Genomic DNA, 22,061 nt, shown 5'->3' with positions numbered 1-22,061 from the left:
GGTTCGATTCCTCGCTCTGTCTGACGCTAACCGCGTTTGCGCAGCGGATCGAGCAAACCCTTCAGGTCGTTGTGGTCCATCTCCTGCATCAGTGCGAGCAGGCGGCCGATTTCCCCTTTGGGAAACCCTTCGCGGGCAAACCAGTTGAGGTAATGCCCGGGCAGGTCCGCAATGAGCGTGAGGATGGCGGAGGCGGTTAGTTGCGAAATCTACGATCCCTCGTCCTCGCGTCCACCTGGACACAGACGCCCGGTCGCGCACGGCTGCGCCTTTGCGCAACCAGAATCGTTGGCCGTTTCGCGGTGCCGGGTGCGGGTCAGAAAGAGCGGGGTGCGGAAATTGCTGGGTCTGAGGGGTAGCCGTAAGCCAACCAACTTCCCATGGAAATCGCCCTCATCACGCCTCGCCCTCTCGACACGCTCGCGATACCCGACGACCTGGACGGCCGCCAACGGCGCGAACCGCGCCACCGGACGCCGCCAGATCGGCGCCGATGACGATCTCGACGCCATCAGCGCCTGGCTTGCACGTGTAATACGAGGCGGGTTTTGTGGGGATGACGGTGGACGAGGTCGGTCTCGCCCAGCTCGAGGCAGTCCAGGCGCAAATTCATCATGTTCTGCCACGCGCACTGAGCCAGGCTCACCGCGAATTTCTGCTCTCCCTTGTGTGCCTTGATCCGGACTGGGCGCTGATGCCCAAGACCATTTGCAGGACACGCCCGCGATTCGCGGAAGATGGAAAACATGCGCAAACTCCACACACGCGACAAACAGCGCCTTACCGACCAGGAAGCGCTGTTGTGTGAAGCATTTTCTGCACTCGATCGGGAGAATAAACGCGGATAAGATCGCGTGCGTCGCCGTTTCGTCCGGTAAGGCGCGAACCGGCCCAATTGCTGGCGATCACCTGTGTCGTCCGGCGGTCGCTCGAACGGCCGGATCACTCGGAAAGCCGCTCACCATTAAATGCGCGCATATCGGCCTTTGCGGATGGTCTGGGAACCGGTTCGTGCGACTGCTGCACATACCTTTGCGGACGCTCGCAAACCGGCGTCGACGAATGGCAACTCTCATCACCGTCGAATGGGTCTTAACGACCACCCTTTTCGGCCACTTGCCCGCTTCTCGGGCGCGCATAGTCGATAATACTGCTCAAAGGTGGTCATTCGAGGGCGCGAACTATAGACCCTCGAAATTGGCACCTTTGACAAAATTCAAAGAGTTACACAATTCCGAACCGAGGCAGCTGTTGTGGACTAACGTGAGTCTTTCGTCACGAATGGCAGCACGGCGGCGTTATAAAGATTTGCGCCATTCGATTTCTCCTTTCGGAGTAGCGCGCGCATGTATTTGCTCAGGTAGACGACCCTCTTAAGTTCTTCGTCACGCATCTCACCATACTTCACTACGACGGCCTTTACCGCTGCTTCATCATGGGCAGACAGAGCCTGAATGGGCTCGTTCGTAAGAAAATCAACCTGCCTGGCAAGCCCAAGCATGACCTTGCTGCCGACGGGCCGAATCATGACTCCGGGGACCAACTGCGGCAGCTTTGCCAAGTGCAAGTCTACAAAATATGGACCGTCCTTTTGCCGGACGACATACGCATTCGTAAGACGTTCCCCGGTTGCTTCAAGTGATGCGAGCTCAGCTAGGAAACACAACTTATGAAGCGCGAAGTAACTAAGCCCTTCCGGCTTACCCTGCAATATCCTGCGAGCAACGTGACCGAGCTTTGCTGCATCAGCCCTAGGCTTGCCACTGACCGATCTCTTACGCTGCCGCTTTCGCCTCTTCAGAGTCTCAGCGACGAACTGGTAGTCACTTAGCTGATTTGCGAAACTGCGGTGAACCATGGCTCTTTGCCCCGGGTGATACACAGGTATCAGCGTCCGGCGCAACCACGCGTTGTTCGTTCTAACGTGCTCGCGGAGCGAAAGTGCGTGCGCTTGAAGCAGGCCGCACGCCTTGAGCGCCACAGCGCCAAGTGTAACTACAAGTGAAGGATCGACTATTTCGATCGTTTCCCTCAGGAAAGGCGCGCAGTTTGCGATCTCGACAGGCGTAGGCGTCGCATTGTTGCCACGTTCATCTTTAGGGTTGCACAACACTGCATTAGTCACAAACGTTTCATATCGACTGATTCCTACCAGTTCGATGAGGCTCTCAAAGTTGTGACCGGATTTATCCCCGTGAAAGGGCAAGTGCGACCCATCGGCCCCGAGCCGCCCGGGCGCCTCTCCAACAAACATAAGCGGCGCGTCAAGAGAACCGCAACCGGGTCCGAGAACGCGCGCGCTCCCCGTCATCCGCGGGCATTTCTCGCACGCGGTTACACGTTTAACCAAGTCGAGGAACTTGGTCTCCTTTTCATCGGCGGACGTCATTGAATCAGTGAACGAAGCTGCTGCTGAGAGCAGTCAAAGTAAGCATGAACCGCATGGCAGACAAGCTTTCCGGGCCGCTTGTTCGAGGCCACGCATATGAACCGAAGCAGCCGGCCTAATCCGATGAAATTTCCCAGCACTTTGTTGAAGAAGTCATGGTTCCGGTATACCACGACAAGGTCCAGGGAATCGTCGGCGTTCCAAAGAATTTCTCCAAACTGCCAGCAAGGCCCCCCTCTTGTACGGGGTGCATCTACCGCTGGAGATGAGAGATGAAATACTAGACCGGTGGTGTTCCGCTGTGGCCATGTGCTCAGCTTGTCGATTGCACGCTCTAGCTGATTGACGCCATCCGGCGGAAACCGAACGAGCCGCTCAAAGTACGTGCCCCATGCGTGGCGCCCACGTTGCCATCTACGAGCGCGGTCATGAACTTGCAGGTAGCGGGTATAGAACTCCGATCGCGTTGCTGCTCGGTCGCAGGTCCGCTGCGGAAACAACGTATTGGCGACGTCGCAGGCGTCATCTGCCCCGGCCTTTATGCGAGCCGGCGAATGTTGCTTCAACCAATCGCCCTCTGCTTCGCACGGTTGATCCACCATAGTAATCAGATTGCTGACTTCGCCCCGTGCGTCAAGTAGGAGAGAACAGCCCGCGCGCCAAGCTTCCAGTGCCGTAGGACCTTCAACGACGGGAATCGTCATACTCGTCGTCCCTTTGCGATCGAAGATACCCATTTTGTAGGGGGTGACACACGATATGTAATGCGTTGCTTGTCCAAATCAACAGTCACATCGCCACCGCCATTTCTCTTTAGTTCACGGAACACGGCGTAGCCTTGGCAAATCGCTAGCTGCCACTGCTTTGCTGTACAAGTGCGCACTTCCAAGCCAGTTACCATCCTGCGAATGGTCTTGAGCAGTCCGATGTCGATAGAACTGCGGTCTACATACCATCCTCGCTCTTCTGCCTGATTGAAAACAAGAATTGAGACAGCTTCCTCAATTACAGCGGCGCGCGCACCATCTTCCACTTCGTCAATCTTGGCGTTCGACTTGCGTTTGCACTTGAGCAACGATCGGCAGACGGGAGACCACCCGAGTACGGCCGCATACGCGAGATGAAATACATCGTGATAGCGATAGCCATCGTCCTCGTGTGAATTGTCGGTTAGTGCATCACCGATGACGACATCATTGACGGAGACCTTGACGTATAGGCTTCGCTCCAGTGGTTTCTCGTAGAAGTTGACAACGAAGCGCCGAGGCAGCCTCTCATCTGGCGCAAAGCCGCTATCGAAAACGTTGACACTTCCTTCCGAATACAGCGATTCAGCCTTCTCGGCATTTGCTTTGGCGATCTCCGCCAACGGGATTTCATACAGAGAAGCCAGACTGGTCAGATACCAGAGCAAATCGCCGAACTCTTCTCGCAGCTCTGTTCGAAACAGGGGATTGTCCTTTTGCAGGAGGAGCTTCTTCATCATGCTGTGAAGATCACCAACTTCACCGACGAGACCCATTAGTGAGACTGCGCGGGAGGGACGTTCATTGGTGCGCTCGACCATCGCTTGGTATTCGCTAAACGTTGTCATCGTCGCGCTAGCGCCACTTGTCGAACTTTCCTCGGTTTTCTCAACTGGCGCGCTTCGCGGCATACGCCCTCCCCGAACATGAATTTAAAGCATGCTCCAAATAATTCGTGAACCGTGCGTTTCGGCGCAGCATAGTCGATGTGCCACTACTGCCCGCCCACACTTTCTAATCCGACATAAAGGACGGCTTTCCGGATATTCTCGACGTGGCCGACTATGTTGGCGGTAAGAATGACAGCGATCTGCCAGCGCGCAAAGTAAAATTCAGCTTTTTCCCGCGGTTTATGCGAAATGCATCGAATCGGCTCGATTGATTTTTCGAATTCGCAACAGTCGACAAATGGTCACCGTCCTGTGATGTTGCCGCCGGAGCAATTCAGGGCACCGTCTGCGACCGGCCGCTCAAGTTGACAAGCAGCCAACGACTGTAGCGCCGGATGTCTCCCGGAACTCAATCGCCGTCTTAGCCGCTGCAGTGGCCCAGATGACGGGCTGTAGATCGCGAGTACTCATTCCCAGCACCTGGCATGCGAGGCTACGACGGCGCGAACGGCGGCAAAGCGCCTCTCAACTGCCTAACAGCTCGTGTCGCTCCAACGTCCGCAAAGGCCGAACTGCGATCCACGAGAAATCGAAGTGGGTGAGCGGATGGCCCCGTTAGCTGCCGTGGATGTCTGCCGCCGTCCGGCCGCAACGATTCCGCCCTCTGCCCACGGAAGCAGTTCGAATATGTTCTTGATCTTGTGGGCGATCTCAGTATTGTTTCGCCCATCGATTGAGCCTACGGAGGCGCGATTGAGCGCTTCAAACTGCAACCGCCCGACGTTCCTGGTGCAACTTACCCGGCAGGCACGGGTAAACGCTATTCGCACATTCGGTTAAATTATTCCTACATTAGCTCAGCAGTACAATCACAACCAGTTGAGAGGTGTTTATGGCTACGGGAAAGAAAGACGCCAAGCTCGCTAGCAAGCAGCTTTCGAACAAGAAGAGCACACCCAACCAGAAGTCGGTCGCGGGTTCGGATTTGAGCCAGGCAAGGAAGCAACCGGCACCCCCGCCCAAGAAGAAGTAGCGGCAACCAACGCTTTGCCCACTTACACCCGTCTGCATGACGGGTTTTTAATACCACCCCGCAACTCCAATGATGGACATTGAAATGGCCACTGCCCCCCGTGCCTCGTATGCCGACGAGGGTCCGCTTGCGACGGGCACCCAAAATTAGAACGAGGACGACAGGGATCCGCATGAGTCGCAATCGTGCCGCCGTGCGCGTGCTGATCACAGCTCGATGCGGCAGTCTCGTTGCACTGCTGGCGCTCGCAGGCATCGCCCATGCCTACCAGCCATCGTCGCCTGACGAGTCCCAACTACAGGAGCACGGCCACTACGTGAACCACGAAGGGCATATCGTGCATTCGCCTGCGCACTCCCGAAACGGCGCCGTGCCGGTCGGTGCCACGGCAAGATGTGGCGACGGGACATACAGTTTCAGCCAGCACCACTCGGGCACGTGTTCGCGTCATCACGGTGTCGCCGAGTGGGAATAACGAAAAGCCGGGAGCGGACAATGAAACGTGGACTGACGGGTGTCGTCGCGATGCTAACGCTTGGTGCATGCGCCACGGTTCACGAAAGTTTTGCCCCAAATCGGCGACCTGCCTACACGCTGAACTGCAGCGGCTTCGTCCGCGGCTGGGACAAGTGCTTCGAGGCAGCTGGGGAGATCTGCAAGACGGCTGGTTTCGACGTGATCGACCGAAGCGACGAAGACGCGGATGCGGTGGAAGCGAGCCGAAGTGGCCTATTCGGCACGAAGACGAACGAGCGATCGATGGTCATCGCCTGCAAAAAGCCAGCGGCCTGATCCTCGGCGAAGGAATGGCGTTCTGGCTGGCAATGCTCCGCCCTCGCGCGAACTCTCAGGAAGTCCGGCAAGTGCTACCCCTCCAGCACACGATTCGAATGCGCGATTGCCGCGGCGCCGGTCAGATCTATCGCATGTCCGTCGCGAACCTGGTCAACTGACAGGTTAATTGATCGCGCCGATGCGGACGTTGCAGTACCTGACGCGTGTCCGGTGGTCGACCAGTGATGCTTGAAAATGGAGCGCCTAGCATTCGAGCGCGATGCTTCGATTTGCTTGGCGAATTTAAGCGTTCGCTGATTACCTCACCCTTTAGCTTCCCAAATACCTTCATAAATGCCTTAACCGAGATCGCTTGATCGAATCCGCGGACCGCTGGCAGCAACCGCCCGCAATAGACATTCAGGTTTGGCGATAGCTGTCGTTAGCCAGCGGCAGGCGCAATCGAACCGAGCCATTTTCCCTTCTGCACACCGAGCATCATTTCGTCCGATTGAGCGAATCACGTAGAAAGCCGGGCGAAAGCCATCGTTAGAGTTCGCCATCAGAAGTTTTTCATTCGGGCCGAACGACGACCCGTTGGGATGGGCACGACATTCATCGCGTCGACCCTTTTGCGTGAACCGATGGTTCGATCGTGCAACGTCGGCCGTCATCAAATATGCGTTTCCGTTCGGTATAAATCGTCCGCCGGTTTTGTCCTGTCGATCGCTGACGCGGATTCCGCAGCCACGTCCGGCAACATTTCTTCGGCCAGCCGCTCCGATCCTCGTCGTGGACGTGAAACGACTCAATAAGACCAGACAAGTAATAACTACCGCATGCAACCGCAGAACCGCTACACAATCCAAGCCGTCACTTCCTCCGACCACGCTGCCCCGTCTTCGCCCTCCCCCGCAATGGCGAAACTCTCGCGCGGACAACGCGCCATGTGGTTTCTGTGGTGCCTGAATCCGAATGGTGCGGAGTACGGCCTGCCCATGGCGTGGTCCATTCACGCTGCGCTCAACGTGGAGGCATTTCGCGGTGCATTGCAGGATCTGGTTGAGCGGCATCCGGTCTTGCGTACGACGTACGCGGCACCCGAAGGCGAACCTGTCCAGTTGATCCATGCGCCCGGTCAACCGGATTTCCAGCACGACGATGCGTCGCAATGGGACGCTGCCGCCTTGCATGCGCGCCTGACCCAAGAGGCTGACACAGGATTCGACCTGAAAAACGGCCCGGTTTTCCGCGCACGCCTTTTTTCACGCGCTGCCGACACGCACGTGCTGTTTCTGAACTGCCACCACATTGCCGCCGACACGTGGTCGCTCATCGTGATGATGGAAGAACTGGGGCTGCTGTACCGGGCGCGCGTTGACGGAAAGACGGCGGAATTGCCGTCCACCGGGCTGTCTTACGTCGACTACGTCGAGTGGCAGCAAAACCTGCTCGCGTCCCCCGCGGGTGAATCGCATGCCGCCTACTGGAAAAAGCAGCTGAGCCAGCTTCCCGTGCTCGACCTGCCCACCGACCGGCCGCGTCCGCGCGTTCAGACTCACGTTGGCGCGGGTCATTCATTCGAGCTGGGTAAAACGCTCACGCAGCAGATCCGCGCCCTCGCGCGCGCGCAGGACGTCACGTTTTACACGGTGCTGCTCGCCACCTTTTACGTGCTGCTCTACCGCTATACGGGGCAAGACGATATCGTGGTCGGCTCGCCGCGCTTCGGGCGGCCGCCGCAAGGCTACGCGCGCACGGTCGGCTACTTCGCGAGCCCCTGCGCGCTGCGCGCGCGTGTGGACGGCGAAAACACGTTCAATGCGTTTCTGCAGCACGTGCGGGAGGTGCTGGTCGGCGCGAAGGAACACCAAGACTATCCGTTCCCGTTGCTCGTGGAGCAACTGGGCGTGGTGCGCGATGCGAGCCGCAGCCCCATTTTTCAGGTGTCCTTTACGTACCAGAAAGCCCATCTCGACCATATGCGCGGAGTGGCGGCTGCACGAATGGGGTTGGGTGGCTCGGAACTCGATCTGGCCGGCCTGCCGCTCGCGTCTTATCCGCTCGAGCAGCATGGCGTCAAGTTCGATCTCGACTTCGTGGTCGAAGAGGTGGACGGCTGCCTGCGCGCGGTGTGCTGGTACAACACGGCCCTATGGGACGCGCCGAGCATTCGCTATCTGGTCGATCAATTCCAGACGTTGATCGCGAGCGCCGTCGAAGCGCCGCACACGGAGCTTAGGCATTTGTCGATGCTGAGCGCGCGCGAGCGCGCCGCTTACGCCGTCTGGAATGCAACCGAAAGCCGTTTCCCGCAGACGCCCGCGCACCGGCTCGTCGAAGACTGGGCGCAACGCCGGCCGCAGGCCGCGGCGCTGCTTCACGAAACGCAGACGGTGTCGTATGCCGAACTCAACGCACGCGCCAATCAGCTTGCACATCATCTGCGCCGCGGCGGCTTGAAACCGGGCGAGCTGGTCGGCGTAAGCATGGAGCGCGGCCCCGCGCTGGTGGTCGCGATTCTCGCGGTGCTGAAGGCAGGCGGCGCGTATTTGCCGCTGGACCCGAGCTACCCGCAGGAGCGTCTTGCCTACATGCAGGACGATTCGGGGCTGAGCTTGCTGCTCACGGGCCAGGGCGCCGGCGCGGAGGTGTCGTCCGCAAAGGTACGGCGCGTGTGCGTCGATACGCAAGCCGCTGCCATTGCCGGCGAATCCGTGCACAACCTCGAGATCGCCTCGAAGCCGAACGATCTCGCGTACGTCATCTACACCTCCGGTTCCACCGGACGCCCGAAGGGTGTGATGCTGGAGCACTACGGCCTGTCCAACATGGTCCATACCATGGCCGCGTTGTTCGAAATCGGCCCAGACAGCCGCCTCCTGCAGTTCGCGTCGGCGAGTTTCGACTCGTCGGTCGCGGAAATTTTCAGCACCTTGTGCGCCGGCGCCGCGCTGTGCCTCGCGTCGAAAGCGGACATGATGCCGGGCTCGGCGCTGATTGACACCATCGCGCGCCACGCCGTGACGGTGATCACGCTGCCGCCTTCCGTTCTTGCTTTGCTGCAGCCCGAAGATCTGCCGACACTGCGCACTGTTGCCGCTGCCGGCGAGGCATGCAGCCTCGACATCGTCAAGCGCTGGGCGCCTGGACGCCGCTTTCTCAACGCGTATGGGCCGACCGAAGCGACGGTGTGCGCGACCATTGCGCCCCTGCAGCCGGACGCCGAACGCGTGTCGCTCGGGCGGCCGATCGCGAACACGCGCGTGTACGTGCTCGACGCGCAATTGCAGCAGGTGCCGGTGGGAATTGCGGGCGAGATCCATATTACTGGCTCCGGTCTTGCACGCGGTTACCTGAACCGCCCCGACCTCACGGCCGAGCGATTCATCGCCAATCCGTTCGGAGGCCCGCACGCGCGCATGTATAAAACGGGCGACCTCGCCCGCTTTCTGCCCGACGGGAGCCTCGAATACCTCGGGCGCCTCGACCATCAGGTGAAGATTCGCGGCTTTCGCATCGAGCTGGGCGAAGTGGAGTCGGTGATCGCCGGATGCGCCGGCGTGCGCGAAGCGCTGGTGATCGCGCGGGCGACGAACGGCGGCGCGCCATCGCTGCTGGCTTACGCCATTGCTCACGAAGCGGGCGCCATCACCGCTGCTGACATTCGCGCCCATGCGCAAGGCAAGCTGCCCGACTTCATGCTGCCCTCGGCGATCATGCTGCTCGACGCATGGCCGCTCACCCCAAACGGCAAAATCGATCGCGCGGCATTGCCCGACGCCGAGCGCGTGACCCCGCACAGCGTGCTCGCCCCGCGCGACGCGCTCGAGCAGCAGATTGCCGACGTGTGGAAAGCGGTGTTGAAGCTGGACGCCGTGGGGATTGACGACAATTTCTTCGAAGTCGGCGGTCATTCGCTCGATCTCGTTCGCGTGGAGATCGAACTCGAACAGACACTCAGGCAACACGTGCCGACGATGGACCTGTTCCGCTTTCCGAACATCCGGTCGCTGGCAGATCACCTGCGCGGCGCGTCCGGACCGGCAGCCGTTGCCGCGCCGTCCAACCCTGCGCAATACATCGCGCGAAAAGCGGCGCGCGTGCCGCATGGCGTCGATCATGCAGACACCGACATCGCCATCATCGGCATGGCGGGTCGCTTCCCCGGTGCGCAGAGCGTTGCGGAGTTGTGGCGCAATCTCGTGGCCGGTGTCGAATCGGTCAGGCCACTGAGCGATAGCGAGCTGCTCGCGGCCGGCGTCGATCCCGCCCTGCTTGCCGACCCTCGCTACGTGAAGCGCAAGGGCGTGCTGGACGACGTGGATCGATTCGACGCCGCGTTTTTCGGCTACCCGCCGCGCGAAGCGCTCTTGATGGACCCGCAGCAGCGCCTCTTCCTCGAAACGGGCTGGCAGGCACTGGAACACGCGGGCTATGCGAACGCGGGCTACACCGGCAGGATCGGCGTGGTCGGCGGCACGGGCCGCTCGGGGTATCTGCTCCATTATCTCGACGCGCATCCGGAAAGCGCTGCCGAACTGTTCCAGACCACCATCCTCAACGAGAAGGACTTTCTCTCCACGCGGCTCGCGTACAAGCTCAATTTGCGCGGCCCGGCGCTGACCGTGCAAACGGCGTGCTCGACCTCGCTCGTCGCCGTTCATGTGGCCTGCCAGCAATTGCTGCTCGGCGAATGCGATATCGCGCTGGCAGGCGGCGTGTCGCTCGAAATGCCGCACGGCACCGGTTACCTGCATCAGGAAGGGCACATTCTTTCGGCCGATGGGCGCTGCCGTCCGTTCGACAGCCGCGCGCAAGGCACGGTGCGCGGCAGCGGCGGCGCGATCGTCGTGCTCAAGCGTTTGTCCGCAGCGCTCGCAGACGGCGACCATGTGTGGGCGGTCATCAAGGGCTCCGCGATCAACAACGACGGCAACGCGAAGGTGGGCTTCACCGCCCCGGCCACCGACGGCCAGGCCGACGTGATCGAGCATGCGCTCGCGCGTGCGGACGTCGATCCGGCAAGCATCGGCTTCGTCGAGGCACATGGCACCGCAACGCCGCTGGGCGACCCGATCGAAGTTCATGCGCTCACGCGCGCGTGGCGCCGCCATACGGATGCGCGGCAGTTCTGCGCGCTCGGCTCGCTGAAGTCGAATGTCGGCCACCTCGACGCAGCGGCGGGCGTCACCGGCCTCATCAAGGCTGCGCTATCCGTGCATCACGGCAAGATTCCGGCGACGCTGCATTTCGAGTCGGCCAATCCGAAGCTCGAACTCGAAAAGAGCCCGTTCTGGGTGAACAACACGCTGACCGACTGGCCGCGCACCGCCACGCCGCGGCGCGCCGCCGTGAGTTCGTTCGGCATTGGCGGCACGAATGCGCACGTGATTCTGCAGGAAGCGCCGTCGCAGGCCGCGCGCGAGCGCGAAGGCGATGCGGCGTTTCACGTGCTGGCGTTGTCGGCGAAATCGGAGCGTGCGCTGCAGGCGATGACCGACAACCTGGCCAGCCACCTGCGGGACGATCCTGCCGCCGATCTGGGCGATATCGCCTACACGCTTCAACTGGGACGCACGCACTTCCCGCACCGGCGCGTCGTCGTGTGCGACAGTGCGTCCGCCGCGCTCGAAGCGCTCACTGCACTGCCCGCAACGCGCAGCGGCACGGGCGTGACCGCGCCGTCCGCGCGCGTCACCTACCTGTTCCCCGGACAAGGTCTGCAGCAGGTCAACATGGGCCGCGATCTCTACGCGTCCGAAGTCGTGTTCCGCGATTGTGTCGACCACTGTGCGCAGTTGCTTCAGCCGCTCATGGACCTCGACATCCGCACGGTCCTGTATCCGCCAGTCGATGTACCCGGCGCAACCGATGCCGCACGCGAGCGGCTCATGCAGACGTCCATCACGCAGCCCGCGCTCTTCGTGGTCGAATATGCGCTCGTGCGACAACTGGAACATTGGGGCGTGCGCCCGCACGCGATGATGGGGCACAGCCTCGGCGAATACGTGGCCGCGTGCGTGGCCGGCGTCATGTCGTTGGCCGGTGCGCTGAAGCTCGTCGTCCTGCGCGGCCAGCTAATCCAGGCCTTGCCCGCCGGTTCGATGCTCGCAGTCGAAGCGTCGGCGCAGGAACTGGCGCCCTACGTCGCGAACGGCGTGGATCTCGCTGTGGTCAACGCGGCGCGCTCTAGCGTGCTCGCGGGTCCGGCCGAACAGATCGACGCCGTGCAGGTGCGCCTCGACGACGCCGGCTTGCGCTGCAAGCGCGTGGCAACGTCGCACGCGTTTCATTCCGCGCTGCTCGATCCGGCGCTCGAGTCATTCATGGCGCTCGTCAGCCAGGTCGAGTTGCGTGCTCCGCAGATTCCGTACATCACCAACGTGACCGGAACGTGGGTCACGAACGAGCAGGCCACCGATCCTGCACATTGGGTGCGCCATATGCGCCAGACGGTGCGGTTCGCCGAGGGGCTCGACACGTTGCTTCAGTCACCGGACGGGCTCTTTGTCGAAGTGGGCCCGGGGCACGCGTTCACCTCGATCGTCCGGCGGCATGCGGACAGTGCGAATGCGCGAGTCGCAACGGCCACGCTCTCCGGCGCGCCGGGATGGTCCGATTGCGGCGCGCTGGCGCTGAGCGTGGGGCGCTTGTGGGTGGCTGGCGTCGCGCCGTGCTGGGATAAGCTGCACGAAGGCGCCAAGCGGCGGCGTGCCGCGTTGCCGGGCTATCCGTTCGAGCGTCAACGTTTCTGGCCGCAGGCACGAAGCACGAGCCCGGCGCGTGCTGTGGCTTTGCAGCCTCGCCAATCCGCGACCGAACCGGACGCAGCCGCATCCCACGATGCGTCGACCGCGGCTTCTTCGCACGACACCGTGGAGTCGCAGCTGACCCGCATCTTCGCGGAGGTGCTCGGCATGCCGTCGGTTGCCGTGACCGACAACTTCTTCGAACTCGGCGGCACCTCGCTTTCGGCGCTAAGCGTCATTCTGCAGATTGAGCAGTTGATCGGCCATCAACTGCCGGCGGCGGCGTTGCTCGAAAGCCCCACGGTGCAAGCGCTCGCCGCTTCGTTGCAAACGATGCGCGACCCGCGCCGCCAGCAACTGGTAGGCATGCGCACCACGGGCGCGTTGCCGCCACTCATCTGCATTCACCCGTATGGCGGCCATACGACCAACTACGTCGAACTCACGCGCAGCCTGGGCGGCGACCAGCCCGTGTACGGCATCCAGGCGGGCGGCCTGCTAGGCGAATCGACCCCGCTGCGCAGCATCGAAGCGATGGCTTCGGATTACATCGACCTGATGAAATCGGTGCAGCCCGAGGGCCCATACCGGCTGATCGGGCATTCGATGGGCGGATGCATTGCGTACGAGATGGCGCAGCAGCTTGAGCGACGCGGCGAAAGCGTGGCGCTGCTGGCCCTGCTGGACTCGCGCGCGCAAAACACCAGCGTGCAACCGCTGTACCGCAACGGTACCTACGGCAAGATGGCGGCCCGGCAATGGCTCAGCGACGACGCCGTGATGCTCGGTATTCTCATGCCGAAGCTGTCATTCGATTGGGAGAACTTGCGCGATGTGCCCGCTGACGTGCACTGGCGCCATGTGCTCGAAGCCGCAACGCAACAAGGCTTGCTGCCGGCCGGCACAGGCGAGCGGCAGATCAGGCAGGTGCTGTCGGTGATCGCCGCGAATGACGAAGCGCTTCGCACGTATCGTCCGGCGCCCTTTAGCGGACGCGTGCTGCTGTGCTGTGGCGAGGAAGGTTTCGCGCGGCAGTTCGGCGAACCCGACCTCGGCTGGGGCGCGCTCGCCGAAGCGCTGGACGTCGTGCACGTGCCGGGCGATCACCACAGCATCATGAGTCGCGAAAGCGCGCAGATCATCGCGCGTCATCTGCAAAGGCACGAGCAGGAGTGCCTCGCCTGATGCCCCAGCCCACCTCGCTCGAGCCCGAAACATTGCAAGGACGGTCTGTGTCCCCATCGAAAAAAGTGCGCTTTAGCCGCGATGAAATGAAGGTCGTCGTGGTGGTCACGGCGTTGCTGCTCATTGGTCTGCTCGGCACGGACATTCATCTTTCGTCGCTGCCGGAAATCATGAACGTCATGCACGCCTCGCAGCAATATGTGCAGGCGTCGATCTCCGTCTTTCTCTTCGGGACGGGCGTGGGAGCGCTCGTGTATGGACCGATGAGCGACAAGCATGGCCGCAAGCCCGTCATTCTGATCGGCCTCGCGGTTGCGATCATGGGTAATCTCTGGACCGTGTTCGCTGCGAAGATCACGGGCTTTTTGCTCGCGCGCTTCGTTCAGGGGCTGGGCAGCGGCGTGTGCCTCGCCCTGTCGCGCATCGTGCTGGCCGATATCGTGCAAGGCGATCGTTACGCGATTGCCAGTTCGTACATCACCTTGTTCACGGGGCTTTCGTTCGTGCTCGGCCCGCTGGTGGGCAGCTTCGTGCAAACGTGGTTCGGGTGGCGCGCCAACTTTGTCGTCATGGCGTTGCTGCTCTGCGCGATGTTCGCGGTTTATCTGCGCTGCCGTGAAACGAACGCGCACAAGAATCGCTCGATCACGGCACGCGATGTCTTCGCGGCCTACCGCGTGGTGTTGTCGGATGCGACGTTCGTTTCGTCGACCATTGTGGCCGGTGTCGGCATGACCTGCTTTGTCATGTACACGAGCTCGAGCCCATTCGTGCTGCAGCAGCAGTTCAGCTATTCCGCCACGCAGTACGGATGGGTCAGCGCGCTGGTCGGTAGCGGCCTGGTCGTCAGCCGTTTGCTGTTGCCCAGGTTGATCGGCCGATTCGGGATGCTCCCGACAATGATCGCCGGGCTTTTCATCGCCATCTTCTGCGGCGTTGCGTTGCTGACGCTTTCGACGCTGGGTGGCTTGTCCGCGCGCGGCTTTCTGCTGAGCGTCGCGGGCGTGTCGTTCAGCTACTCGTTTATCGTGCTTTGCGCGTCGGCCATTTGCATGAGCCGCTTTACGGCCCATCGCGGCGGCGCAGGCGCCATTTATTGCTGCTCGCAGATGGGACTGGCGTTCGGTGTGAATAGCCTCGTGTCGTCCGTGTCGAGCGACGTGATTACGCTGCTGGGCGTGAGCTATATCGCGCTTCCCATGTTGGGTCTGCTGCTTTGCGCCAGGCAATCAGCAGCGATAGGCTACCAGGAAAAGCGCGCAGGTTACGACGACCGGCAACCGGGCGCTCCTGCTACAGATTAGGAGGGAACACGCCACCTTACAAGATCTCAGCTCTACGTAGGCTACAGAGCCGAACGACTGCTTTACGCTGAATAACCAGTCAGGGCGCAAAGCGGCTCGCGGACTGATGCCGCTTTGCGTCGTCGAGCCCTCACACGCTTAACTGGCGTTTGAGTGGTTGTACGTCAGCTTCCCAGCCAACTCCGACTGTTGGCCCCGTCCGACATTCGAGCAATTGCTTGCGCTTTTCTTCGGCGATTGCGATGAAGTCGGACAGTTCACGCTCCATGGCCGAATCTCTGGCGCCCGGCTTCCACGTCGCGGCTCCGTGCCGCCGGCGCGTGGTACGAGCCAACGCTAACGCTCCTCTCGCAGCTTTTGCACATTCGATTTCAACCTGACCGCAAAAGTCGAGCGGCTCACCGAATTCGCGGAATGCCTCGACATACTCCCGAGCGGCGTGCGCCGTTGCCGGGTACTCGCGCAACTCCGAGACGAGTCCACGGCTCAGAACGTCCCATCGCAACTTGTCCGGATAGGCAAAGGCGGGAACGGACACGCCCTTGCTGGGCTCACGGATCGCGGGACCGACTGGCTCCGACGCCGCCCAGGCTGCCTTATGCATCACCGTACGACAGGTCCGAGCGTAGCTTTCCAGCGCTAACGCCAGCTCCAAAGAAGTGTCACGTCGGTGGCGCCTGCGTTCTCGGCCATCTCGCGCCGCGATCCAAACTAGCGTTACGACACTGCCGACCGTCGCCGACGTTAGCGCCAAAGTAATAGGAGTATTCCAGCCAAGTCGCGGGAAAAAAAGCCATTCCTGCAGCATACGAAGCGCCTCGGAAAAAGAGGTGCACAGAGTATAAGCAATCGCAAGCCAGCGTATTCAGGAGAGAAATTGTGCTGTGCATTTTCGCCACAAGCGCTCCGATCGTGCGCCGCCAATCTTGACAGATCGGCGCAATAGCCTCACTACCTTTTGACACTACCGGGACTACAAATCCCGACTCGCCATAGCGATCAACATAGATTTGCCTTGGGCGAGCGCGACGCGGATATTGCTGATTCTGAGTGGTTAACGAGGCAGGCTTGGTTCCATGCAGAACTGGGCGGCTTCCGGATCCAGTGAAGAACACCAAGGACACCGTGCTGCTATTAGTTGTCGGGACAGCGGAAGACTATGCTCAGTCGCTATTCGATCTCTTGCGAAAAGGTCGACGGTATTGTCCGATCAGTACTAGTAGAAGCGCGTCACCGATTGTTGCCGAAACCACTTCGTGAGCGAGTCGAAACCCGCTTGCTGCGATGCTACCTGTGCGTGATATTCGCTAACTATTGTTCCTATTTCGCCGGCGGTTTCGGGGGGCGGGATTGGCACTGCGAACACACTTCAGATTCTGTGTCACACGCCCTCGGAACAACGATCAGCGTGAAGGCGACTTCCTCGGCGAGACATAATCAATGGAGCGAAGTTTGCTGTCTCGTGCGACACAACTGACCGCGGGCTCATCGTGCAGAGCTGGATATCTTCCGTTTTCCGGCTCATTAGCCTCACCTACAAATCTTCCGACGAAGGACACCAAATAAAACACGATTCTCCAGCCATTCACAGATCACGGATATTCATCGATCGCAAAGTAAAGATGCCGTCAAATTCTCAGGACCCGGACCAGTCGGCCAAAATCTGGTATGTGAACGCCATTGAAATCGATACGACAAACCTGTCTGTTAAATTCCCGTCACGTTTGGCTCGTGCTGCCCAGAGCCTAATGTGGTCCACCGGGTCCGGTTCCCCCCGAACTAGATCGAACCCGGATTCGCACCGCCAGGCTGGAAATGCCTGGCGGTTTTTTTCGCTCACCAATCGTTCTGACGGCGTTGCTTCAATGCCGAGATGTAGCTCTCTTTGCGCCGAAACTCGACACCGCGTGCTCGGTCCGAAGAACTTTCCGCTTGAACGTTTGATGGACGGTAACCAGCTAGCCGAGACCAATCGAGGATCGACGTTTGTACGTCGGTAGCAGAGGGAATCTCTTGCCGTTTATCGTGTATTTGAGAACTCACTCGTGCCCCCGCTTCTCAGGCCGACGAAAACGCCAATCCGGCGGCTTACCTTCACGCTTAACCGAACAAACCTCTTCCAATATGGTCACGTAGACCAAACTCGCCAAAACATTCCACTTTGCGGCAATCACCCCGACTTACCTTGCAGCACGTGGTAGGTTAGAAGCCTGTCAATCTGCAAGTGAGCGGCCAGTTGGTTGCTTTTCAGCGGCTCCTTGCCACCGTACAGGCGCTGCGACACAGATCCGTGAATCTGCCAGAACAGATCCGCGATCCCCCGGTATGAAGCTCTGAAAATATCTGATGACTCCAGCAAACTCCTTCTCGACGACGAACACCAAAAGCACAATCCTCATCACAGGCGGCGCCGGCTACATCGGCTCACACACCTGCGTGACGCTACTGGAGGCAGGCATCGACGTTGTCGTCGTAGATAATCTCGTCAATAGCCACCGGGCATCGCTCGCGCGCGTCCAGAAGATCACAGGAAAACAACTCACCTTCTACGAAGAAGATGTGCGCGACGCACGGGCGCTTACGCGCATCTTCGAGACACATAAAATCACTGGCGTGATCCACTTTGCGGCACTCAAAGCCGTCGGCGAATCTGCGGCCAAACCGATCGAATACTATCGCAACAACCTGGAATGTCTGCTCACGGTCCTGGACGTGATGCGCAGATACGGCTGCAAGCAGTTTGTGTTCAGTTCTTCGGCGACGGTGTATGGCGCGCCGGAGCGCTCGCCCATCGACGAAACCTACCTGCTCACCGCAACCAACCCATACGGACAATCAAAGCTCATCGCCGAGCAGATCCTGCGTGACGTCGCGATCTCAGATCCGTCATGGCGTATCGCGGTGTTGCGCTATTTCAATCCGGTGGGCGCGCACGAGAGCGGCCTGATTGGCGAAGACCCCGCCGGTATCCCGAACAACCTTATGCCGTTTGTCGCGCAGGTGGCTGTCGGCAAGCTGCCAAAACTGCGCGTGTTCGGCGGCGACTATCCGACGCCAGACGGTACAGGCGTGCGGGACTACATTCACGTTGTGGATCTGGCAAACGGACATCTAAAAGCGCTCGATGCGCTGGCTGCGCGTGACCAGGGTTTCATCGTGAACCTGGGCACCGGACGCGGCTACACCGTCCTCGAAGTCGTGAAGGCCTTCGAGCAGGCGTGCGAACGTACTGTGCCATATGAAATCGTAGACCGCCGTCCCGGCGACATCGCCGAATGTTATGCCAATCCCGCGAGGGCACAATCACTCATCGGTTGGAAGGCAGAATACGGCATCGAGCGCATGTGCATCGATCACTGGCGCTGGCAGGAAAAAAATCCGTACGGGTATGTATAGCATTTCAATGCATGCGTTCACTGTTGCGTCACTGGCACCACACGAATCAATCGGCTTGCGAAAGGCAATGCCGGCGAGAGTTGCATGTGTGCTCCGTGCGCCGCCCTCTCTCGCCTTCGCGCCGACCTCCCCTATGCCAGGTACGCGAAACTGACCGGGAAACTCGCCCCACATGGACGACCCAGCGCTAGCGCGTTGCCCCGCCCCGGCGCCGGCGCCGGGGCCGGGGCCGGGGCCCGGGCCGGGGCCGCGAACCGTGATACCACTCGTGATGATCAAGGTTGCGCATCAGTTCGTCGCGTCGCCGTTGGCGGCGCCGGCGGGCTGCAACCCTGAATGTAGCGATGAACAGCACAACCGTGCCAACAAGCAAACTGGCCAGAATTGGGCGCACGTTAAGATCCTCCCGCTTGCTCAGTCAGTGTCCTATTCTGTCATCCGGACGTTCAATAAATACTCGCGATCTCCTTCAATCGAACCGCACGGAATCCACTTTAACAGGCGCCGTCGAATCCACTTACGCACTTGGTCAACCGCCGGTATTAGAGACCAGAACCGCGAAGTTGCAGTCGCGTTCCAACTAACAGCTCACGAACAAAACACCGAAATGTTCGCTCGACTTTGAGGCACACCAATCTTCACAGCAATACGTTGATGGTATCGATCAGCCAGCCCGTCGGCAACGTGACCGAGATCCGGGCGAAATGTCGCAATCGATCAACAGCCAGATCAGTCATTTATAAAACAGCAAAATTCTAACACTATCACGCTATATGAATAACGATCAACATGATTCACTTGTCGATAGCATCCGTAATCTGGAGAAAGAAGTCCATCAGCTGTTAGATCAGAATGCGGCGCTTGAGCTTAGACTCCACATACACATACTCGCACTTTACGAGATCGTGCAGATAGTTACCAACCGCACAAATCGGAGCGCCTCTGCCAAAACGTTTCGGCGCTCCACGGAGGCGATATTCGCGTCCTCAAAGGGTAGCGATTCGTCCGGGGCGTACTGGATAGCCGCCCAGTCCGAGATGGAAGCACTTGTGTCTGAATTCGATCAGATCAACTGCACAGAAGCACTCGGAGAAGATGAAAATCTATCTTCAAAGCATGGCACACACTCGATCGACGAAGAATCCCGTGGAATTCTGCTGTGTACAATAATTGCAGCCTTCAAATGCCTCTTCGCGCAACATCCAGAGCCTGGAGAGCTCAACGACTTTTGGACCGCACATATTGCTGCATTGGAAACGGTTGTTAGACACGCACCCAATCTGTCTGCATCTTCGATCAAATGGGCAAAAAACCTCCTGAACGAACACTCCGTCATCGATAAACCGACGCTGCTACACTGAGTATTTCTACCGCTCGATACTGATAGCATGATCGAGACGCACCTCAATTGCAGAGCAATCCCGTCAATGCTACCGGTTCGGATCGCCAAATTGGCGTCTCCGGATATTGACCTCCATGAATTGCGTTAACGTTCAAGTCCAGTCGGAGCGCTCACCTCATCCCGAGCTATCGTGAATACCATCGCTTTGCCAGGAAGCGCGCGCGATTCTTCGCCTCCGTGATCCAGGCCGGATCCCCGTCTCTCCCCGACCATGTCGCTCCTGTCTTTGGATAAAGGGACTTCGCTGGTGGCTTACCTTTCGACATCCTGCTCGTGGACACACTATGAGATCCAAAGATGTCGCGCCAGGAATACCCACATTCATTGACCTTTGCGCCGATGTCCGCGAGAACGACTTGAGATTCAGCGCGCCACGCTTCCGCTGGCTGCTCCCTTCAAGCACAGCCAATTGAGCCTTCGAACAGTCGAAAGTTACCACCCTGCCCGTTGCCACAAGAACCTCTCGCGTATCCGCGCCAGATGTGAGCCCCCTACTCACGTCGTCTCACGAGAGCTCTGTCTGCCCAGGAGCGGCCCGAATGTCAGAACGTGGACTCTTGCCGCGTAGGGGGTAAGTTTTCCTCAATGCGCGCAGCGTCAACCCATGAAGGCTTTCGACCGCGTCCGGACCACACGCGACCCGTCTTTGGGTCACGAATTTTCGCAATCAACTGGCGGGATCTACCTCGGACATCATCGACCGTAAGCTGATGTAACTCCAACTTTCTCCGAATTTCCTGAATCACAATCTCTCGCTCATGCTTGAATACCTCGGCGATCTTGAGATCAAGCATTGCGAGCTGTTCACGCAATTCTTTATAGGTGGACATATATCGAAGACTGATCCAGGTTGGGAAAAAAGCCTGCCATGTCCAGAACATGGCAGGCGAAACCAGGACAGCGGGGGACTATCCCAGGGTACCGATTGGCGCAAAGCTGAATGCACTCGAACAAGCAGTTAGCCGATAGCATCGGCCGCTGACGTCCTCAGACAGCGTCCACGCTCTCGCGCGCATCCTCCGCTTCATTTTCGCGCTGATCAACGCGTCGCAATTGCAGGTTCAGGTACTCAGCAAACTCAGCGCCTACCTCGCTGTGCTGGAGCGCAAACTCAACCGTGGCCTTCAGATAGCCGAGCTTGCTACCACAATCGTACCGCGTCCCCCGGTACTTGTAGGCGAGGACCTGTTCGTCGCTGAGCAAGGACTCAATTGCATCTGTGAGTTGCAGTTCGCCGCCCGCACCTGGCTTCAGTGCGCGCAAATGCTTGAAGATCCGCGGCTTGAGTATGTAGCGACCGACAACCCCGAGGTTCGATGGCGCCACGTCGGGGGCGGGTTTTTCGACAATCGCTGAGAGCTTGACGATGTTCTCCTCCCACGTCTTTCCGTCGACAACTCCGTATGAACGCGTGTCTGCTCGCGGGATCTCCTCCACTCCGAGTACTGAACTGTGGTAGTGGTTGAACAGATCCACCATCTGCGATGTCACGGGCGGCTCACCATGAAGCAGGTCATCTGCGAGAATAACCGCAAACGGGTTATCGCCCACGAGTTTCTCAGCGCACAATACAGCATGGCCGAGCCCGAGCGCTTCCGGTTGGCGAACGTAAAAGCAATCGACATGGCTGGGCTTGATACCACGGACCAGTTCCAGCAGTTGCTTCTTTCCACGCGCTTCCAGTTCCGCCTCAATCTCGTACGATTTGTCGAAATGGTCTTCAATCGCCCGTTTGCTACGCCCGGTCACGAAAATCATTTCAGTGATGCCCGCTGCAATAGCTTCTTCCACTGCGTACTGGATCAACGGCTTGTCCACAACAGGCAGCATTTCCTTCGGACTTGCCTTCGTGGCGGGGAGGAAGCGTGTACCGAGACCAGCTACCGGAAAAACGGCCTTCGTGACCTTAAGCATACGAACTCCATGATGAATGCGCTGATATCGGGCGAAAGCATAACGTCGTCCTTCAGCCAGGTGGTGCAAGTGGCCGAATACGTTCCGATTTTGACGGATAGGGATGACATAATCTGGAGGCCTGAGTGTTTAATTCGCCACAACTCGCTCAAAACGAACGTCGGAGACACAAAATAGGTGGGAATTCCGCGCGCTTCCAACACTTCGGCTCTCTTTCGCAAACACCCAAACGCCGTGCGACATCGAAAGGGATCACACGTTCCACCTCAGCTCCGA

At 59.5% G+C, this 22,061-nt stretch carries 14 protein-coding genes and 1 pseudogene; 6 read left to right on the top strand and 9 right to left on the bottom strand.

What is annotated here, in order from left to right:
- Nucleotides 1-26 precede the first annotated feature (26 nt).
- From AB4Y44_RS25035 to AB4Y44_RS25015, 5 genes are all read right to left on the bottom strand, one after another.
- Nucleotides 27-209: a DUF3820 family protein gene (locus AB4Y44_RS25035; RefSeq protein WP_368619012.1), complete on the bottom strand. Its 183-nt coding sequence runs from the start codon at nucleotides 207-209 to the stop codon at nucleotides 27-29.
- Between the two features lie 302 nt (nucleotides 210-511).
- Nucleotides 512-748 (bottom strand): hypothetical protein, encoded by a 237-nt coding sequence (locus AB4Y44_RS25030; RefSeq protein WP_368618942.1) that lies wholly within the window; start codon nucleotides 746-748, stop codon nucleotides 512-514.
- A gap of 510 nt (nucleotides 749-1,258) precedes the next feature.
- Nucleotides 1,259-2,389, bottom strand: coding sequence for a uracil-DNA glycosylase family protein (locus AB4Y44_RS25025; protein WP_368701167.1), 1,131 nt, complete (start codon nucleotides 2,387-2,389; stop codon nucleotides 1,259-1,261).
- Nucleotides 2,386-3,093 (bottom strand): hypothetical protein, encoded by a 708-nt coding sequence (locus AB4Y44_RS25020; protein ID WP_368701166.1) that lies wholly within the window; start codon nucleotides 3,091-3,093, stop codon nucleotides 2,386-2,388. Before AB4Y44_RS25020 ends, AB4Y44_RS25025 begins: the two co-directional genes overlap by 4 nt.
- On the bottom strand, nucleotides 3,090-4,046 hold the full coding sequence (locus AB4Y44_RS25015; protein ID WP_368618945.1) for a nucleoside triphosphate pyrophosphohydrolase family protein: 957 nt from the start codon (nucleotides 4,044-4,046) through the stop codon (nucleotides 3,090-3,092). Before AB4Y44_RS25015 ends, AB4Y44_RS25020 begins: the two co-directional genes overlap by 4 nt.
- Before the next feature lie 1,184 nt (nucleotides 4,047-5,230).
- On the opposite strand from AB4Y44_RS25015, the gene AB4Y44_RS25010 reads away from it, so the two are divergent.
- The 4 genes from AB4Y44_RS25010 to AB4Y44_RS24995 all read left to right on the top strand — a co-directional run bounded on the left by AB4Y44_RS25010 (nucleotide 5,231) and on the right by AB4Y44_RS24995 (nucleotide 15,073).
- Nucleotides 5,231-5,533 carry a DUF3761 domain-containing protein gene (locus AB4Y44_RS25010; RefSeq protein ID WP_368618946.1) on the top strand — a complete coding sequence of 101 codons (303 nt, stop codon included), beginning with the start codon at nucleotides 5,231-5,233 and terminating at the stop codon, nucleotides 5,531-5,533.
- Nucleotides 5,534-5,553: 20 nt separating this feature from the next.
- The gene (locus AB4Y44_RS25005) at nucleotides 5,554-5,850 is read left to right on the top strand and encodes a hypothetical protein (RefSeq protein WP_368701165.1); all 297 of its coding nucleotides are present in this window, start codon (nucleotides 5,554-5,556) and stop codon (nucleotides 5,848-5,850) included.
- An 821-nt stretch (nucleotides 5,851-6,671) separates the two neighbouring features.
- On the top strand, nucleotides 6,672-13,769 hold the full coding sequence (locus AB4Y44_RS25000; protein WP_368701164.1) for an amino acid adenylation domain-containing protein: 7,098 nt from the start codon (nucleotides 6,672-6,674) through the stop codon (nucleotides 13,767-13,769).
- A 47-nt stretch (nucleotides 13,770-13,816) separates the two neighbouring features.
- Nucleotides 13,817-15,073: an MFS transporter gene (locus AB4Y44_RS24995; RefSeq protein WP_368618949.1), complete on the top strand. Its 1,257-nt coding sequence runs from the start codon at nucleotides 13,817-13,819 to the stop codon at nucleotides 15,071-15,073.
- A 130-nt stretch (nucleotides 15,074-15,203) separates the two neighbouring features.
- On the opposite strand, the gene AB4Y44_RS24990 is transcribed toward AB4Y44_RS24995, so the two are convergent.
- Nucleotides 15,204-15,881, bottom strand: coding sequence for a hypothetical protein (locus tag AB4Y44_RS24990; RefSeq protein WP_368618950.1), 678 nt, complete (start codon nucleotides 15,879-15,881; stop codon nucleotides 15,204-15,206).
- A 1,538-nt stretch (nucleotides 15,882-17,419) separates the two neighbouring features.
- Between AB4Y44_RS24990 and galE the strand changes: the two genes are divergently transcribed.
- Together galE and AB4Y44_RS24980 are read left to right on the top strand one after the other, a co-directional pair.
- Complete coding sequence (galE, locus tag AB4Y44_RS24985) at nucleotides 17,420-18,469, top strand: UDP-glucose 4-epimerase GalE (RefSeq protein WP_368618951.1); 1,050 nt, start codon at nucleotides 17,420-17,422, stop codon at nucleotides 18,467-18,469.
- Between the two features lie 773 nt (nucleotides 18,470-19,242).
- Nucleotides 19,243-19,830, top strand: a complete 588-nt coding sequence (locus tag AB4Y44_RS24980; protein WP_368618952.1) for a hypothetical protein — start codon at nucleotides 19,243-19,245, stop codon at nucleotides 19,828-19,830.
- Nucleotides 19,831-19,996: 166 nt separating this feature from the next.
- Here AB4Y44_RS24980 and AB4Y44_RS24975 read toward each other — a convergent pair.
- The 3 genes and pseudogenes from AB4Y44_RS24975 to galU all read right to left on the bottom strand — a co-directional run.
- Nucleotides 19,997-20,251, bottom strand: a pseudogene (locus tag AB4Y44_RS24975) (H-NS family nucleoid-associated regulatory protein); the annotation flags it as partial.
- A gap of 162 nt (nucleotides 20,252-20,413) precedes the next feature.
- Entirely contained in the window at nucleotides 20,414-20,701 is a 288-nt protein-coding gene (locus AB4Y44_RS24970; protein WP_368701163.1) for an H-NS family nucleoid-associated regulatory protein, read from the bottom strand.
- A 157-nt stretch (nucleotides 20,702-20,858) separates the two neighbouring features.
- Entirely contained in the window at nucleotides 20,859-21,785 is a 927-nt protein-coding gene (galU, locus tag AB4Y44_RS24965; RefSeq protein WP_368618954.1) for a UTP--glucose-1-phosphate uridylyltransferase GalU, read from the bottom strand.
- Between the last annotated feature and the right edge of the window lie 276 nt (nucleotides 21,786-22,061).

The sequence above is a fragment of the Paraburkholderia sp. BR10937 genome (assembly GCF_040965695.1).
In the GTDB taxonomy this organism is placed as follows: domain Bacteria; phylum Pseudomonadota; class Gammaproteobacteria; order Burkholderiales; family Burkholderiaceae; genus Paraburkholderia.
The sequence above is the reverse complement of the archived record's forward strand: the minus strand, read 5'-3'. Positions and strand labels throughout refer to the sequence as shown.